This is a genomic window from Paraburkholderia sp. RAU2J, assembly GCF_003634845.1.
GTDB lineage: Bacteria > Pseudomonadota > Gammaproteobacteria > Burkholderiales > Burkholderiaceae > Paraburkholderia > Paraburkholderia fynbosensis.
In genome coordinates this window covers 906,656-924,149 of record NZ_RBXG01000002.1, presented here as the reverse complement: position 1 = coordinate 924,149, position 17,494 = coordinate 906,656, and the positions used below count along the sequence as shown (strand labels likewise).

The 17,494-nt window shown below is 63.2% G+C and carries 14 protein-coding genes and 2 pseudogenes; 4 read left to right on the top strand and 12 right to left on the bottom strand.

The window, feature by feature from the left end; translation table 11 throughout:
• Positions 1-53: 53 nt before the first annotated feature.
• The 4 genes from B0G69_RS21615 to ugpC all read right to left on the bottom strand — a co-directional run bounded on the left by B0G69_RS21615 (position 54) and on the right by ugpC (position 4,443).
• Positions 54-905, bottom strand: a complete 852-nt coding sequence (locus tag B0G69_RS21615; protein ID WP_121320857.1) for a carbohydrate ABC transporter permease — start codon at positions 903-905, stop codon at positions 54-56.
• Between the two features lie 43 nt (positions 906-948).
• Positions 949-1,854, bottom strand: coding sequence for a sugar ABC transporter permease (locus tag B0G69_RS21610; protein WP_121320855.1), 906 nt, complete (start codon positions 1,852-1,854; stop codon positions 949-951).
• A 66-nt stretch (positions 1,855-1,920) separates the two neighbouring features.
• On the bottom strand, positions 1,921-3,174 hold the full coding sequence (locus B0G69_RS21605) for an extracellular solute-binding protein (protein ID WP_121320853.1): 1,254 nt from the start codon (positions 3,172-3,174) through the stop codon (positions 1,921-1,923).
• 129 nt (positions 3,175-3,303) lie between these two features.
• Complete coding sequence (ugpC, locus tag B0G69_RS21600; RefSeq protein ID WP_121320851.1) at positions 3,304-4,443, bottom strand: sn-glycerol-3-phosphate ABC transporter ATP-binding protein UgpC; 1,140 nt, start codon at positions 4,441-4,443, stop codon at positions 3,304-3,306.
• Between the two features lie 202 nt (positions 4,444-4,645).
• Here ugpC and B0G69_RS21595 point away from each other — a divergent pair, with 202 nt between their 5' ends.
• Positions 4,646-5,686 (top strand): LacI family DNA-binding transcriptional regulator, encoded by a 1,041-nt coding sequence (locus B0G69_RS21595; protein ID WP_121320849.1) that lies wholly within the window; start codon positions 4,646-4,648, stop codon positions 5,684-5,686.
• Here the strand turns inward: B0G69_RS21595 and B0G69_RS21590 are convergent.
• From B0G69_RS21590 to B0G69_RS21575, 4 genes and pseudogenes are all read right to left on the bottom strand, one after another.
• Positions 5,659-6,387: pseudogene (locus B0G69_RS21590) on the bottom strand (haloacid dehalogenase type II). The gene B0G69_RS21595 and the pseudogene B0G69_RS21590 sit on opposite strands and share 28 nt — an antisense overlap.
• Positions 6,388-6,445: 58 nt before the next feature.
• Positions 6,446-7,450: a 4-hydroxythreonine-4-phosphate dehydrogenase PdxA gene (locus B0G69_RS21585; RefSeq protein WP_199731313.1), complete on the bottom strand. Its 1,005-nt coding sequence runs from the start codon at positions 7,448-7,450 to the stop codon at positions 6,446-6,448.
• 40 nt (positions 7,451-7,490) lie between these two features.
• Entirely contained in the window at positions 7,491-8,666 is a 1,176-nt protein-coding gene (locus B0G69_RS21580; protein WP_121320845.1) for an L-rhamnonate dehydratase, read from the bottom strand.
• Between the two features lie 21 nt (positions 8,667-8,687).
• Positions 8,688-10,022 (bottom strand): MFS transporter, encoded by a 1,335-nt coding sequence (locus B0G69_RS21575; protein WP_121323806.1) that lies wholly within the window; start codon positions 10,020-10,022, stop codon positions 8,688-8,690.
• Between the two features lie 145 nt (positions 10,023-10,167).
• On the opposite strand from B0G69_RS21575, the gene B0G69_RS21570 reads away from it, so the two are divergent.
• Positions 10,168-11,091 carry a LysR family transcriptional regulator gene (locus B0G69_RS21570; RefSeq protein WP_121320842.1) on the top strand — a complete coding sequence of 308 codons (924 nt, stop codon included), beginning with the start codon at positions 10,168-10,170 and terminating at the stop codon, positions 11,089-11,091.
• Between the two features lie 66 nt (positions 11,092-11,157).
• Here B0G69_RS21570 and B0G69_RS21565 read toward each other — a convergent pair whose 3' ends face one another.
• Positions 11,158-12,474: an MFS transporter gene (locus B0G69_RS21565; RefSeq protein ID WP_121320840.1), complete on the bottom strand. Its 1,317-nt coding sequence runs from the start codon at positions 12,472-12,474 to the stop codon at positions 11,158-11,160.
• A 309-nt stretch (positions 12,475-12,783) separates the two neighbouring features.
• Between B0G69_RS21565 and B0G69_RS21560 the strand changes: the two genes are divergently transcribed.
• A complete protein-coding gene (locus tag B0G69_RS21560) occupies positions 12,784-13,182 on the top strand; it encodes a hypothetical protein (protein ID WP_121320838.1) in 399 nt (132 codons plus the stop codon).
• Positions 13,183-13,256: 74 nt separating this feature from the next.
• On the opposite strand, the pseudogene B0G69_RS21555 reads toward B0G69_RS21560, so the two are convergent.
• Both B0G69_RS21555 and B0G69_RS21550 read right to left on the bottom strand, forming a co-directional pair.
• Positions 13,257-14,250 (bottom strand): annotated as a pseudogene (locus B0G69_RS21555) (ABC transporter substrate-binding protein).
• Positions 14,251-14,345: 95 nt separating this feature from the next.
• Positions 14,346-15,422, bottom strand: coding sequence for a zinc-binding dehydrogenase (locus tag B0G69_RS21550; RefSeq protein ID WP_121320837.1), 1,077 nt, complete (start codon positions 15,420-15,422; stop codon positions 14,346-14,348).
• A gap of 150 nt (positions 15,423-15,572) precedes the next feature.
• Here B0G69_RS21550 and B0G69_RS21545 point away from each other — a divergent pair, with 150 nt between their 5' ends.
• Positions 15,573-16,535 carry an AraC family transcriptional regulator gene (locus tag B0G69_RS21545; protein ID WP_121320835.1) on the top strand — a complete coding sequence of 321 codons (963 nt, stop codon included), beginning with the start codon at positions 15,573-15,575 and terminating at the stop codon, positions 16,533-16,535.
• A gap of 114 nt (positions 16,536-16,649) precedes the next feature.
• Here B0G69_RS21545 and B0G69_RS21540 read toward each other — a convergent pair whose 3' ends face one another.
• Positions 16,650-17,426: an SDR family oxidoreductase gene (locus B0G69_RS21540; RefSeq protein ID WP_121320833.1), complete on the bottom strand. Its 777-nt coding sequence runs from the start codon at positions 17,424-17,426 to the stop codon at positions 16,650-16,652.
• Positions 17,427-17,494 lie beyond the last annotated feature (68 nt).

Genomic DNA, 17,494 nt, shown 5'->3' with positions numbered 1-17,494 from the left:
AGAGAAGTCTCGTTATGAGTTGACGAGTAGACGGGTTGACGTCGGGCAGGTGCTCAGCCTTTGCTCGCGCCGAAAGTCAGACCGGCGACGAAGTGCCGTTGCATCGCGAAGAACATCAGCACGGAAGGCAGCGCTGCGAGCACCGAGCCTGCCGCGACCAGGTTCCATGCGGTCGTCCATTGCCCCTTGAGCGCGGCGACGCCCACGGTGATCGGCGCGGCCTCGTCGCCTTGCGTGAGACACAGCGCCCAGAAATAGTCGTTCCAGACAAACGTGAACACGAGGATGCCGAGCGCAGCGAGCGCGGGACGGATTAGCGGCAGCACGATACGCAGATAAATGGTCCATTCGCTCGCCCCTTCCACGCGCGCCGCCTCGATCATCTCGAACGGCAACTGCTTGATGAAGTTGCGCAGAAACAGCGTGCAGAACCCGGTCTGAAACGACACGTGGAAAATCACCAGCGCCCACACGGTATTGAACAGACCGAATTTCAGCGCCATGTCGCGCACCGGAATCATCAGGATCTGGATCGGTACGAAGTTGCCGGCGACGAAGGCGAACAGCACCGCCGTATTGCCGGGAAAGCGATAAGTAGCCAACGCGAAACCCGCCATCGACGCCAGCACGATCGCACCGAGCACCGAGGGCACCGTGATCAGCACGCTGTTGGCGAAGTAATGCAGCATCGGCGTTTGCGTGAGCGCCGCGCCGTAATTTTCGAGCAGCGCGAAATGCTTCGGCCAGGTCCAGTAATCGCCTTGTGCAAGCTCGTCCGACGAACGGATCGACGTGACGAGCACGGCCAGCATCGGCAGCAGCCAGAGCAGCAAGGCCAGCGGCAACGACGCCTTATAAAGCGTGCGATTGATTGGTTTCCAGCGTTCGACGGGAAGCGGATACATGACACGTAACTCCTGGCAAGCGGCAAAAAAGGCACGCGGCGAATCAGCGTTCTTCGCGCAACATGCGGCGAAGATGGAACACGATATAGACCAGCATGATCGCGAACAGCACGACGGCAATCGCCGCGGAATAGCCTTCGCGGTAGTACTTGATCGCCTGGTCGTACATGTAAAAAGCGAGCACGGTGGAGCTGTCGAACGGACCACCGCCGCTCATCACCGCGATCAGGTCGAAGCTGCGCAGCGCGCCGATCACGGTCAGCACGACCGCCATGAAAGTGGCCGGGCGCAACTGCGGCAGGATCACGTGCCACAGCAGACGCAGGCCCTTCGCGCCTTCCATGCGCGCCGCTTCGACCACTTCGGGATTGATGCCCGTCAGACCGGTGAGATACAGCACCATGCAGAACGGCGTTTGCGGCCACAGCGCGGCGAAGATGATGCCGAACGTCACCGTGCGCGGATCACCGAGCACCGGTATGCCGTGCCCTACGATCAAACGCAGCAAGCCGAAGCCGGGGTCGTAGAACCAGCTGAACACCAGTCCGACCACCACGCCCGACAGCACGAAGGGTGCGAAGAACAGCGACTTCACGACACGCATGCCGCGCACGTGCTGGTTCAGATACAACGCGAACATCAGACCCAGCGGCGGCGCGAGCAGGAACAGCGCGAGCCAGATGAGGTTGTTCTTGAGCGCCGTATAAAACGTGTCGGACTGGAACAGTTCGACGTAATTGCCGAGACCCACGAAGGTCTTCGGCGTCATGCCGTCCCAGTTGTAAAAGCTGAGCGAGATGCTGCTGATGATCGGGTAGACCACGCACAGACAAAACAGCAGACATCCCGGCAACAGGAAGAAAAACGCGGCGCGGTGCTGATGACGGCGCGTCGTCGAGACGTGACGACGCCGGGCCGCCGGTAAGCGGCTCGCTGCGGTATGAGACATGGATCGAGCCTCGTCGGAAATCGAAGGCGGGCGCCGGCAGCTGTTACGCCGCCGGCGCTGCGGGACTTACTTCTGGTAGATGCGCTTCCTGGTCGCTTCGAGGCGCGCGAGCACGGCGTCGAGTTGCGACGGATCGCTGTAGAACTGCTGCATGGCCTTCATGCCTTCGTCGGCCATTTCCTTCTGCATGTCGCGGTCGTAGAACTGCGCGATCCCGCCCTTGGTGTTCGCGAGCGTCTGGAAGCCGACCTTCGAGATCGCGTCCTCAGGCTCGGCGGCCTCACTGTTCGACGGCAGTTGACCCCAGCCCTTCGCCAGTTCGGCGTTGATCTGCGGCTGCTCCATGAACGCGAGCAGCTTGCGCGCGTCGGCCTTGTTCTTCGCCTTGGCGGGAATCAGCAGCACGTTCACCGGGCCGTCCTCAGCCATCGGCACATTGGCGTCGATCACCGGGAAGCGGAAGAAGCCGATTTGCGGTTTGATCGACGGCGGCAGGCCCGCCGAGAAGAACGTGCCCATCAGCATCATCGACGCCTTGCCGCTCGCGAGGAACGGCGCGATCGAATCGAGATCGTACGAGAGCGCGTTGTCGATGAAGTAGTGATCGTCGATCAGCGTCTTCCACGTCGTGTAGACCTTCTTCACGCGCGGGTCGGTGTACGGAATCTCGCCGGCCATCAGCTTCTGATGGAACTCGTTGCCGTTGATACGCAGATTCAGGTAGTCGAACCATGCGGCGAGCGTCCAGCTATCACGCGCGGCCACCGCGATCGGCGCGACCCCGATCGCCTTCAGCTTCCTGTTCGCCTCGAGAAATTCGTCCCACGTTTTCGGCTCGCTCTTGATGCCGGCCTTCTCGAACAGGTCCTTGCGATAGAAGAAGCCGTACGCGTCGTAGCCGAGCGGCGCGGCGTACTGCTTGCCCTTGTACGTGGATGCTTCCTTGACCGACGCATACTGTTGCGACCAGCCATTCTTGCTCCAGTCCGACGACAGGTCTTCGAGCAGGCCACGTTGCGCGTAATAGGCCATCCGTTCACCGTCGTGCCACGACACGACATCAGGCGGATCGGTGGCGAGCCAGCCGCCCATCTGCACCTTGTACGCTTCCTCGGTGATGTAGGTCACCTTGAGATCGACGTCGGGGTTGGCTTTCTTGAACTTGTCGAACGCGTCCTGCCACGTGGAGCGCTGGTTGCCGCGCGCCGATACGTTGATGTTGAGCGTGGCGGCGTCGGCCGTGACGCTGGCTAACGCGCCGGCCACCAGGGCCGCGGCAATCGACACCTGGGCAAGACGGCGAAGGCGAAGAGCAATCATCTTGTGTCTCCTTGACTACCTTGTTGACTGACAGCGAATGGCCGTCAGCGAAGTAACCCGCTCTGTGGCGGAATTCGGCTGGGTGAACCCGGCGGATTCATCGGGTTTCGGTATCCTGACTACCTGTGTTCAGGCGGCGATGCGCTCGGGCTCGAACGTGCTACGCCGCAATGCGATTCCTTGCGCGTCGAACACATGGCACGCCGACGGCGGCACATGAATGCGGATACGCTCGCCGGAGCCGATCGGCGTATCGCCGGCCGCCTTTGCGATCAGCGTGCCTGTAGCGTGGTCCGCGTGAATGTAGCTGTGCTCGCCGAGCCGTTCCGAGAGCACCGTCGCGCATTGAACGAACTGCTCGTCGCCGTCGAGCCGCAAATGCTCCGGCCGCACGCCGAGCGTGACCGGCTGGCCGCGTTGCAGACGCTGGCCGTCCACGTGCGCGATCAGCTTTTCGCCGCTTTGCGCGAGCGACACCGCCACGCTGCCCGGCTCGATCGCATCGACCGTCGCGTCGATGAAGTTCATGCGCGGCGAGCCGATGAAACCCGCCACGAAGCGCGACTTCGGATGGTGATACAGCTCGAGCGGCGCGCCGGTCTGGGCGATGCTGCCGAAGCGCTCGGCGTCCGCGCCGGCGTGCAGCAGCACGATGCGATCGGCGAGCGTCATCGCTTCGACCTGATCGTGCGTCACGTAGACCACGCTCGCATTTGCAAAGCGCTGATGCAGACGCGCAATTTCGACCCGCGTCTGGCCGCGCAATGCGGCGTCGAGATTGGATAGCGGTTCGTCGAACAGAAAAACGCCCGGCTCGCGCACGATGGCCCGGCCGATCGCGACGCGCTGGCGCTGCCCGCCCGAGAGCGCTTTCGGATAACGCTCCAGCAAGCTGTCCAATTGCAGAATGCGCGCGGCTTCGCGCACCTTGCGCTCGATCACGTCCTTGGGCTGCTTCGCGAGCTTCAGGCCGAATGCCATGTTGTCGAACACGGTCATGTGCGGGAACAACGCGTAGCTCTGGAATACCATCGCGACGCCGCGCTGCGCGGAGGGCACGTCGTTCACCAGACGCTCGCCGATGTGCAACTCGCCCTCGCTCAAGTCTTCGAGACCGGCGATCATTCGCAGCAGGGTCGACTTGCCGCATCCCGAAGGGCCCAGGAAGACGCAGAACTCGTGCTGCGCGATTTCCAGATTGACGCGCCGGATCACCGGCGGATGGTCGCCGTATGATTTCTGCACGTCCGTCAAACGAATGCTCGCCATGCTGTCTCCGTTGGATTTAACCGCTTAAATTTCACAAAAAAATAAGCGGCCAACGCTTGTGCAGTCGGCATTTAATCGCTTAAATTCGAGTTCGAGGGAAAAAGTCATGGCGGGTGTCTCCGTGTGTTTTCCAGAAACTTAGCAATGTCGCAGAATGCTTGCAACATCTGAATCGCATTCCCTAAATATGGGATAAACGACCATGGTCACGCTGTCCGAAGTGGCAAAGCGGGCGCACGTCACCGCCGCCACCGTCTCCAACGTGCTGCGCAATCGCGAGAAGGTCCGGCCTGAAACGGCCGAGCGCGTGCTGAAGGCCATCGCCGATCTCGGCTACCGGCCCAACCTGAACGCGCGTGCCTTGGCGGAGGGCCGCTCGTCGACGCTCGCGCTGATGCTGTCGAACATCTCGAACCCGTTCTACCCGGAGTTCGTGCTGGCGGCCGAGCGCGCCGCGCGCAAGACCGGCCACTTCCTGATGGTCTGCAATACCGACGACGACGCCGAGATCGGCCGCGCGTATCTGAACCAGATCGCGGGCACGCTGGCCGACGGCGTGCTCGTGATGAACACCGACATCACGATCAACGATCTGTGCGCGTCCGCCACACACAGCGCGCCGATTCTGCTGGCGATGTGGGAACACCCGGAGTCGCCGCCCGCGCTGCCGTGCATCGCGGTGGACTTTGCGCATGCGGGCGAGTTGGCCGCGAAACATCTGCTCGAACTCGGCCATCGCGACATCGGCCTGTTGATCGGCGACGGTTGCGGCGGCTTGCAGGATGCGCGCTCGAACGGTTTTCGCGCGGCGATGCGCGCGGCCGGCATCGAAGCGGATGCCGCCGCGGTGCTGCAGATCCGCGACTCGATCGATGCGGGCTACGCGGCCTGTATGCAGTTGATGTCGAACCGTCCGCACCTGAGCGCGATTTTCGCGACCAACGACCTGCTTGCGATCGGCGCCGCGCAGGCGCTGATCACGCTCGGCCGCGCGGTGCCGGACGACGTGTCGGTGATCGGCATCACCGACATTCAACTCGCCCATCAGGTGCACCCTGCCCTGACCACGGTCGCGATCCAGACCGCGGCGGTCGCGGAGTTGTCGATAGACAGTCTGATTCGCCTGATTCAGGCGCCTGAGCAGCAGCCGTCGATGGTGCTCGCGCCGTTGCCGGAACTGGTGGTGCGTGCATCGACGGGACCCCGGCGGCCCAATCAGACTTTCTGCCGCACCGCCTCCTGATGCGCTTTCACGAACTCGGCCATGCTGTTGAAGCGGAAGTCGACCTTCGGCTGCGAACCCGGATTCATCGTCGCGCCGAAGCCCTGCTTCGCATGCCGGCGATAAATTCAGCACGAGGCCAGACCGAATTCGTTGGCGGGCTGGTGATCGTGAAACAGGCTCTCGGCCGTGTGCAAGATTTTGTCTTTGCCGATGCCCCGCTCGCCGAGTTTTTCCAGCATGTATTCGAAATTGCGCGGCGACGGCTTATATGACCCGACGTCTTCGGCGGTGATGATTGCGTCGAATTCGACCTGCAGTTTTGCGTTGCTGTAGGTGAAGCTCTCGTTGTCGACGTTCGACAGAATGACGAGCTTGTAGTGCTGCTTCAGGTAGTGCAACGCCGCTGCCGAATCGTCGAACGCCGGCCAGTTGCGGATCGACTCGCCGTACGCAATACAGTCGGCGAGCGTGTAGGGCACGCGCCATTCCTCGGCGAGACGCTTGTAGACGATCGGCAGCAGTTCCTGATAACGCCGCGCGGGCGTGTACTTCTGCTGCGACGACTCATGCCGCGCGTGCGCTTCGAGCACCTGGTCGCGCGTGAGTCGGGGCTCGACGCGCTCCAGCAGCGACCGCAAGCCTTCGAAGATGCCGGTCTCCCAGTCGATCAACGTCCCGTAGCAGTCGAAGGTCAGCGTATCGAAGTCGGTCAGTTGCATAGGGGTTCCTCATCGGATGAAGGGCTCGCGCTGCGCGTCGATCCCGTCCATCATGCGCTCATCGAGACACGCGGTCCATCGCCATCCGCGTGACGATGTCGAAGGCCTTCTGGGTTGCGCCGACATCGGCCTTGCCCCGGCCGTGTATGTCGAACGCGGTGCCGTGCGCGGGCGTCGCGATTGGAACCGGCAGGCCGCCGTGCACGGTGACGCCGCGCCAGAAACCCATCAGCTTCATCGCGATCTGGCCTTGATCATGGTACATCGTGACCACGCCGTCGAACGCCTTCTGGTCGCGCGCCCGTACGAAGATCGTGTCGGCGGGGAACGGTCCCTGCGCGTCATAGCCGAGCTTGCGCGCCGCTTCGACTGCGGGCGCGATCACGTCGATCTCCTCGCGTCCGAATGCACCGTTGTCGCCATTGTGCGGATTGAAGCCGCACACCGCGATGCGTGGCGCCGGGTTGCCCGCGCGTTTGAGACCATCGTGAATCAACTGCACCGCGCCGGCGATCCGCTGTTCCGACAGTTTTTCGCTGACGTCCTTGAGCGCGATATGCGACGTGACGCGCGAAGTCCACAGTTCATCGAGCACGTTGAACTCGCAGAAGCTGCCCGTGTAGCCGAGTTGCCGGGCGAACCATTCCATTTCGTCGCCGGTTTCCATGCCGGCCATATGCAACGAGGTCTTGTTGACCGGCGCAAACAGCATGCCTTGCGTGACATTGTTCTGCGTGAGCGCAAGCGCCTGCTTGAATGCTTCCAGACTGTAGCGGCCGCCGCGCTCGGTGGACACCGCGCGTTCATAAGGCAGATCGTCGGGCAAGCGGAAGTCGATCAGCGACGGCACGCCCGCGTGGCGGAACGCGGCGTCCGCGTGGTCGACGACCTCGTACTCGAAGCGCTGATCCGCGATCTGCATGCCGGTCTCCAGCTCGCGCCGGTCGCCGATAATCAGCAGCTCGGCGCGCGCACGGTTACCGGCCTGCGCGAGCAAACGCGCGATCAGTTCCGGACCGATGCCGGCGGGGTCGCCGAGCAGCACTGCAATGCGTGGTTTCATGTTGCTCATCCTGTTCCTTTTGTCGAGCTGGCAAGCCGTCTTACTCGATGATAGTGAAATCCGAAAGGTGCTTGTCGCTCAACGTGATGCCGAGGCCCGGTGTATCGTCGGAAAGCTGCAGGTAGCCTTTCTCCGGACGCGGCTCGCCATCGAAGATGTAGTAGAAGAGTTCGTTGCCGACTTCCACGTCGAACACCGGAAAGAACTCGGACATCGGACTCGCGGTGCTCGCCATCGTCAGGTGATAGTTGTGCATCTGCCCCGCATGCGGAATCACCGGCACCGACCACGCTTCGGCCATCGCATTGATCTTGCGCGCCGCCGTGATGCCGCCCACGCGGTTCGTGTCGTACTGGATCACGTCGACTGCGCGTCGTTCGAGCAGATCCTTGAAGCCGTAGCTGGTGAACTCATGCTCGCCGCCGGACACAGGAATGATGTTCATCTTCTTCAGTTCCTGATAGCCCTCGATGTCGTCGCCAATCACCGGTTCCTCGATCCAGCGCGGATTGAATTCGGCGAGACGCGGCAGCATGCGCCGCGCGTATTCGAGCGTCCAGCCCATGTAGCATTCGAGCATGATGTCGACCTCGTCGCCGACCAGCTCACGCAACAGCCGCACCTGTTCGATGTTTTTCGCCATACCCTTCGGGCCGTCTTTCGGACCATAGCCGAAGCGCATCTTCATTGCCGTAAAGCCGTCTTCGAGGTAGCCCTGCGCTTCGCCGAGAAACGCGTCGCGGTCGTCGTTGTTGTAGAGCTTCGACGCGTAACACCAGATCTTCTCCTTGGTGCGCCCACCGAGCAGCTTGAACACCGGCTTCTTCACCGCCTTGCCCATGATGTCCCACAGCGCGATGTCGACGGCGGAAATCGCCGCCATGCCGATGCCTTTGCGGCCCCAGGCGAGCGTGCGGCGATACATCTTCTGCCAGATGTACTCGTTGTCGAACGGGTCCTCGCCGATCGCGATCGGCGCGAGATATTCGTCGATGATCTGCTTGGCGACGCGCGGCGCGAGCGCGCAATTGCCGATGCCGACCGTGCCGTCGTCGCATTCGATCTCCACCACCAGCCAGCCGTGGAAGCGGAACGAGCCCATCGCATCGCCACGTTCGTAGAGAATGTCCACCGCGTTGGTGCAGAAATGCGCCTGCGGTGGCACGACCTTGCCTTTCCATTCGAAGACGCGCGTGCGGATATGCTTGATTTTCATGTCGATGATTCCTCGAAAGAGTTAGTGGCCCGGGCGTTCGCCGAGCGGTACGGAATGACGGGAAACGGATGCGGACGAGCGCGGCGCGCGTCGGAACGTGAGCAGCAACGCCGCGCCGATCAGACCGACCGCCGACAGCGACAGCATCCCGGCTTGCGGCGAGCCGGCCCAGTGTTCGGCGAGGCCCTTCAGGTTGGGCGCGACGAAGCCGCCGAGGTTGCCGATCGAATTGATCAGCGCGATGCCGCCCGCGGCTGCGGCGCCACCGAGATAGCCGGTCGGCAAGGTCCAGAACAGCGGTTGCACGGAAACGAAGCCGATCGCGGCGACGCAGAATGCCGTGAGCGCCAGTACAACGGACGAGGTGAGCGCGGATGCGCCGATGCCGAGCGCCGCGAGTGCGAGCATGGCCGCCGCCCAGTTCCGGTGATTGCCTTGGCGATCGGCCATGCGCGTCACGCAGAAAGTGCCGACGATCGCCGCGATCCACGGAATGGCGCTCAGCAAGCCGACCTTGGTGCCGACGTGGCCGCCCGTGAGTCCGGCGATGCGCGTCGGCAGATAGAACACCACGCCGTAGACGCTCATCTGAACCGCGAAATAGATCAATGCGCAGAACAGCACGCGCGAGTCGCACAATGCGGCGAGCACCGAAGCCGGGCCATGCGCGAGCTTGTGCTCGTCTTCTTCGCGCAGAGCGCGAGCCAGCGCATCACGTTGTGACGCATCGAGCCAGGCGGCTTTCGCGGGCCGGTCGGTCAGATAGAAATAGGCGACGACGCCCACCACCGACGCCGCCAGCCCCTCGACGACGAACAGCCATTGCCACGGCAACAGGCCGAACGGATTGCCAGAGTCGAGCAACAGACCCGAGACCGGACTGCCGAGCAGCAACGCGAGCGGAAAGCCGAAATAGAACATGCCCATCGTTTGCGAGCGGATTTTGGCAGGAAACCAGTTGGACAGGAACAGAATGATGCCGGGGAAGAAACCGGCCTCGGCAATGCCGAGCAGCGTGCGCAGAACGTAGAAACTCGTAGCGTCGTGAACCAGCGCGGTACACGCCGACACGATGCCCCACGTGACCATGATACGGCTCATCCAGACGCGCGCGCCGAAGCGGTACATCAGCAGATTGCTCGGCACCTCGAACACGGCGTAGCCGATGAAGAAGATGCCCGCGCCGAACGCGAAGGCCGCGTCGCTCAAACCCGTGTCGGCCTGCAGCACGTTCTTCGCAAAGCCGACGTTCGCGCGATCGATAAAAGCCAGCACGTACATCAGGATCAGAAAGGGCAGCAGCCTCGTGCGCGCTTTCGCAATCGCGCTGTCGAGCGCCGCGCCGGCGGTCGTCATCATGCTTCGTCTCCTTGAATTTATTCATCGACCCGGCTTGTCAGTGTAAGCCGCGAGTCGTTCGATAGCCGCTAGTGTGCGAAACTATCCAATAACTGACCATTGAATAAATCGAATCAGCTGATTCCCTGGAGTTATCGCTCACATGATCGCGCCCGCCTCCGCCATTCGCAAACGTCTGCGTCTGCGCCATCTGCAGCTGATGGTCGCGCTCTCGGAAACCGAATCATTGCGGCGTGCCGCCGACGAACTGGCCATGACCCAGCCCGCTGCCACCAAAGCCTTACAGGAACTTGAGGATACGATCGGCGTATCGCTGTTCGTGCGGCATGCGCGCGGCATGGAACCGACGGTCTTCGGCGAGGCCGTGATGCGCTATGCGCGCGTGGTGTTCGAAGATCTGGACGAGTTGCGCGAGGAACTGGCCGCGATCGAGGCCGGCGACATCGGCAAGGTGCGCATCGGCGCGGTGATGGCGCCGTCGCCCGAATTGCTCACACAGACCATCGTCAAGCTGAAGGAAGCACATCCGCGTCTGCAGATGGCGGTGACGATCGACACCAGCGACGTGCTCGTGCAATCGTTGCAGCAGGACCAGCTGGATATCGTGATCGGACGGATTCCTGATGGCTTTCCGGCGCTCGACCTGAGCTTCGAGACCTTGTCGGAAGAGGCGTTGTCGATCGTCGTGCGCCCCGATCATCCGGCTGCGCTCGCGACCGTGCGGCCAAAGCTCGCGGAGCTCGCACGCTATCCATGGATCATTCAGCCGCATCCGAGTCCGATGCGGCAAGTGATCGACCAGACCTTCCGCGAGTCGCGGGTCGCGCCGCCGGTCAGCACGGTCGAGACGTCGTCGATCTTGACCACGTTGTCGCTGCTGCGCGACTCGGACATGCTCGCCGTGTTGCCCAGTTCGGTCGCGCAGTATTACGTCGAACTCGACGCGATTGCCGCCGTGGCCACGCCGCTGCGCGGACGGCTCGCGCCCTATGGCTTGATTCTGCGCAAGAACCGGCGCATCACGCCGGCCACGCAACTGGTGATCGACTCGATTCGCGCGGGGTGAGTGGCGCTTCCTGGCGGATGTGAAGTGTGGCGTCGTCAAACGGCGCGCCGCCACGCAACGATTTGTTCAACGTCTTGAACGCCCGGCGAATTCGAGTTCGCCGCGATTCTCGAGATCGTCGGACGTGGTGATCGTGTCGAGCGGAATATCCGGCCGCATGAAGAACGTCGCGACGATCCCCACCGTGAGCAGCCCAAGCGACCCGGCAAACGGCAGCGTCCAGCTTCCCGTGCGATCCACCACGAGGCCGAACACGATCGGCGTGAAAATCCCCGCTACCGCCGAGCCCGCATTCACCAGCCCGCTCGCGACTCCGACGTGTTTCGGCGTGATGTCCATCGGCACGGCCCACACCGGCCCAATCGTCATTTCGAGGAAGAAGAACGACAGGCTCATGCAGGCCGCCATCACCGGCAACGACTTCACCACCATGACCGGTGCGAGGAATACCAGCGCACCGAGGAACGCGCCGATAATCACATTGCGCCGCGCCGCGACGACATTGCGCGTGCGCTTCAGCACACGGTCGCTGATCACGCCGCCCGCCGTGTTACCGACCACGCCGGACAGAAACACGCCGGCCGAAAACATCGCCGAGCTTTTCAGGTCGAGACCGCGGCCATGCATGAAGAAAGTCGGCAACCACGTGAAGAAGAGCCAGCCGGTCCATCCATAGCAGAAGTACACGAGCATGGTCGGCCCAATGCGTTTGAGAAGACGCCGCCACGGTGTCGGCTCGCCCGTTTTTTCGACCACCACCTTGCCCGCTGGCGGCAATTCCGCTTCTTCCTGCGCGGTCATATGACGATGTTTGCGCGGGTTGTCGGTGAAATACCATGCGTAGACCACGACCCACACGAACGTCAACGCACCGACCACGAAGAACGATGCGCGCCACGACGAGTACGCGACCAGCAACGCGACGAACGGCGGCGTGATGGCATTGCCGAGCCGCGAGAACGAATGCGTCAGCCCTTGCACGAAGCCGCGCTTGCTGGAAGGAAACCAGTTGGTCAATGCGCGGGCCTGCGCCGGCAATGCCGCACCCTCGCCGATGCCGAGCAGCATGCGCGCACAGAACAGCGAGACGATACCGCCCGCGAGACCGGTGGCGACCGTCGCGACGATCCAGATGCTCGCGCAGGTGACGAGCGTGAGCTTCGCCCCGAAGCGATCGCTGACCCAGCCGCCGATCACCTGGCAGATCGTGTACGTGTACGCGAATGCAGCGAAGACGAGCCCCACGTGGGTGTTGCTCAAATGCAGGTCGTCGCGGATCAGACCCGCCGCTGCCGACAGATTGACGCGATCGAGATACATGATGAACGACATCGCGCACATGATCGCGAGAATCGCTCGACTGACTTTGGGTCGATGCAACATTGTCTCTGTCTCCTCCGGATATTTCGCCTCGTTGCCCCGTATGACTCGGGAGGCGGGCTGCTGATGCGTCCAGCCGCGTAGGGAGCGCGGCGCTCAGTTTTGTGCGGCCATTATCTGGACACCGGCGATAATTGACCAATGAATTGTTTCGATACTGCGATCACCGCTGGTTATCGCTGAGGCGTTCGCCGCGTGCTGCCGGCCTGCATGCAGTCTGCAGGCACAATGCCTGCGCACGCATGACGTGACCGCAGACCGGATCGCCTTCGCACCGCTGACCGGATGATGAACAACCTGACTGTGAGCCCTATGGCGCAATACCTGAACGCTGCAACCCTGCTCGAACTCGTTCGCGCGGCGCAAACGCGCGCCACCGCGCCTTGCGCACGCACGAAAACGCCGCTGGACGGCTGGCAATCGCAGCCGCTGTCGCTCGACGAGACGCAGTTCGAGGAAATCGGCACGCTGTTGCCGGAAGACGATCCCGAACCGACCTTCAGCGAGTATCTGCCGGGCAAGACGAACTACTGGTCGGCCGATGCGCCGATCGCGCCGCGCTACTTCCCGTACAACCGCTGCGCGCTCTGGCAGTGCTCATTGTGTACGCGGCTTTATCTTCGCTACGTCGAAGGTGGCGGGTATTTCGTCGATCGCCGAATCCGTGCGGTGCAGGCGGAGTTGATCGAGGACGTGCCGCTTCCGGCGTGATGCGTGTGGCGTGATGAACGCTTCGGCATTGCGCGTCGAGGCGTTCGTCATGCGCAGATACAACGACGCACCACTCAAACGCTCGCGATATGCGTGTCGGAGATCGCACGCACGTCGATACTGCGCGGCAGAATCGCGTCGCGGTTCGCGCTGTCGGCGACCTTCTGAAGCGCGTCGATGTCGGCGTCGGTGACGAAATGCTGCTTCAGCGACGCGCGCTGCGTGATCCGTTTCGCGGCATCGATCGGCGAGCGTGTCAGCGTCGCGTAGATCTGTGCATAGGCGTCGGGATTGGCCAACGCCCAATCGCCCGCGCGTTGCAGCCTCAGCAGAAAATCGGCGATCGCCTTGCGCTTGTGCACATCCGCGAGCGCGGCGCCCGAGGCGGTGATAAAGCCCAGTCCGCTATTGATACCCGTGCCGTCGCGCAGAATCCGCGCGCCGCGTTGCACGGCGATGCCGTAGTAAGGATCGAACGTCGCCCACACTTCGATCGATCCCGATGCGAACGCCGCGAACGCGTCCACCGGCAGAATGAAGCGGACCGTCACGTCGTCTCTCGACAGTCCCGCCTCGGCAAGCGCGCCATAGAGCTGGAACTGCGAAATGCTGCCGCGCGCCGACGACACGAACACCGTGCGCCCTTTCAGGTCCGCCACCGTGGCGATCTTCGAATTCGGCGCGACCAGAATGCCCAGTTGCGCACCCGAGCCGACTCGCGTTGCGACGATCTTCAACGTGGGATCGCCGAGCGCGGCCGCAAGCACCGGCAAGTCGCCTGCCGGCGCGAGATCGACGGCGTTCGCGCGTTGTGCTTCGAAGAGCGGCGCCGCGCCCTGAAAGTTGGCCCAGCGATACGCATACGGCGCACCGTCGAGCACCTTGGCGGCTTCGACTAGCGCGCGCGTGCCGCCCGCCTGGTCGCCTAGCACGAGCGTGGTCGACGCTGCCCCCGGCTGCGTGTGCAGCACGTAAAGCAAACACGCTCGCGGCGAGTGCCGGTGTGGCGCCGAGCAGCTTCAGCGCACGGCGTCGCTGGAAAAACGACGGGGAAACGGATGCGGCCATATGTCCTCGCTTACGATTGAGTGACAAGCGTAGCGGCGGTCGCGGGTCGTGGGAATGAATCGATTGCGATATGTATATGAGCGCTCGCGTGAATATCATTGCTCGTGATCGATAACCACGCATTCGAAGCTGCTCGCGCAGGCCGCCGCCTCCATCGCTTCGGGCAGCGCGGCGAGCGGATAGACACGGGGGTGTAGCTTGGTGAGATCGAGCTGCCCGCTGCGAACCAGGTCGAGCAGCCGACGATACGACTCACGCGGATACATGAACTGGCCGACAATTTCCCAGCCGTTCAACATGACTTCGGTATAGGGAATCGGCAGCGGCACGGCCATGCTGCCCATCAGAACCAGCCGGCCGCCTTGCGCGAGACCACGTAGCGCCGCTAGCGTGAGATTGGGATCGCTCGCATTGCCGACCATGTCGAATGCCATATGCGCGCCGCCGTGCGTAGCCTCGCGCAGCGCTTGCGCGTCGGCCTGCACGTCGCCGGTGGCCGTGACCGTGACGACCCGCGCACGGTCGAGCGCCGCAAGCGCCTCGAGCGCTCGCGCATTTCTCCCCACCGCGACGATCCGGCTCGCGCCCATCGCCAAGGCAAGCAGCACGGCGCCGGTGCCATAGGCGCCCGTCGCGCCGGACACGATCAGCGTTTCGCCGGCGGCGAGCCGGCCGCGCAACAGCCCGCCGAGCGGCACGATGCAGCGGGTGGTCATCGCGAGCTGAACGGAACTCAGATGCGGCAGATCGTCGGCCGGCGTCACCGCGCTGGCGGGATACGACGCGTATTCGGCCAGCGTGCCGTCGGGCCAGTCGGCCTGCACGCGCTCTGCTGCCGCGCCGTTAGCGGTTACGCCCAGCAAAACCTGTGCGGGCTCCCGCACGTTTTCCTGCGCGACGAAATACGACGACAGAACGACACGCTGCCCGGGACGCAGATGCCACACGTCGCGACCCACCGAATGTACGATACCCACGCCATTGCCACCCGGGACGAACGGCTGTGAAGGTGCGTGGTAGATCGGCAGTTTGCCGTCCACGTAGGCCTTCATGTACGACATCAGCGAGGACGCTTCGACGCGAACCACGACGCCGCCCGCGCGCGGTTGCGGCACCGGAATATCGTTCAGACTCAGGGCGCCGCCCAGCCGTTCGAGTTGCCATGCTTTCATCGAAGAGATCCTCCGTGTATGCGCGTTGCCACGGCTCGCTTGTCGTTGCATCGAGCCGCACGGTTCGTCGCGTGGATGGCGCTATGATCCCGCCGTAAAACCTCCGTGCCTATAATAGAAAAGCCCTCATTCCTATTAGACCGTACATTTATGGACGCGCTTTCCGACGTACTCTCGATGCTGCGCGTGAGCAGCGTTCTGTCGTCCCGGTTCGAAGGCAGTGGGGCGTGGGCGTTCCGCTTCCCCGCGTATCAGGGCATCAAGTTCGGTGGGGTACTGGCGGGCCGCTCTCATCTGTGGATCGAAGACAGCAAGGCGCCGCTGACGCTCGAACCAGGCGATTTCTACATGCTGACGGACGGTCAGCCGTTTTATTCGGCAAGCGACCCATGCCGCGCGCCGCTCGATGGTCCGGCAACTTACCGTCGTATTCGCAGCGCGGATGGCGTCGTGCGTTATCGCGGTGAAGGTGAAGGTAATGGTGATGGTGAAGGCGGCGGGCGACGTGATCCCGAACGCGTGATCATCGCGAGCGGCCGCTTCACGTTCGAAAACGACGTCACAGGCAAGCTGCTGAGCCATTTGCCGCCGCTGATTCATCTGCGCGCCGCGGAGCTAGGTTCGCAGGCGCTGTCGCGCTTGCTCGATCTGCTCGAATGGGAAACGACCGGCCTGCATGCGGGTGCGGACATCGCGCGCAGCAGTCTTGCGGCGCTGGTGCTCGTGCAGGTGCTGCGAACTTATCTCGCGTCTACGCCGCAACCCGAGGGCTGGCTCGGGGCGCTTGCCGATCCGAAGATCGGCAGCGCGTTGTCGATGATGCACGCGCAGCCTGGCGAACGCTGGACCGTCGAGAGCCTGGCGTACGCGGTGGGTATGTCGCGCACCGCGTTCGCGGCGCGCTTTCGCCGCCAGGTGGGCAGTGCGCCCGTCGAATACCTCGCGCAGTGGCGGATGACGATCGCGTGTTCCGCGCTCAAGCACTCGGAAGCGTCGCTGACCGACATCGCGTTGCGCATCGGCTATTTGTCCGACACCGCGTTCAGCATCGCATTCAAGCGCTCGACCGGGCAGAGCCCCGGCCGCTTTCGCGCGCTCAGCCGCGAGACGTGACGGTTGCCGGACGACGTCGAGCACTTCGCCGGCGGTGCGCCGATAGAAAGTGAGTCACAGGGTGCCGTTTTTTGCGTTTCCAGCCAGCTTCCGGCACCCGCTCTCTTCCCTCACTCAGGCCGCGCGATACATCTGCGCACCCCACGGCGCGCCGATCGTGCCGCCATCCACGACAATCTCGGCGCCGGTCATTCCCGAGGCGTCCTTCGACGCAAGAAACAGCACCGCCGCCGCCACTTCTTCCGGCGCCGCAAGACGGCCCATCGGAATACGCGGTGAGAGCGCCTGTTCGGTTCCGTCGAGCGTTGCGCCCTCGCGTGCGCCGCGCGTCCAGATCGGCGTGCGCGTGCCGCCCGGAATCACCGTGTTCACGCGGATGCCGCGCTGCACGAGCTCGGATGCGAAGACCTTCGCCATGCCGGTGATGCCCGCCTTGGTGGCCGAATAAGCGGCCGAGCCCGGCGAGCCGAGTTCGCGCATCACCGAACCGTTCAATACGATCGAGCCACCTTCGCTCATCAACGGAAGCGCCGCCTGCACCGTCAGAAACACCGCCGTCAGGTTCGTGCGAAGAATCGCGTCGAACGCTGCGGCCGATGTGCCGCCGAGCGGCGTCGGTGCGGAAATGCCGGCGTTGGCGAACACGATGTCCAATGCGCCAAACGCGCTTTCGATCTGCTTGAACAGCGCGCCGATTGCGGCTTCGTCATCAAGATTAGCCTGCACGCCTAGCGCGTTTTCGCCCAACTCCGCCACCGCCTGATCGAGCTTGGCCCGGTCGCGGCCCGTGATTACCACTCGCGCGCCTTCGGCAATCAGCAGCTTCGCCGTGACGAAACCGATGCCACTATTCCCACCCGTGACCAACGCTGTCTTTCCTGTGAAACGCATCTTCCTTCTCCTGGATCGCTCCGCCGGCACGCTCCGTAAGCCACGGCCGCGCGACGCCCTGAACGGTT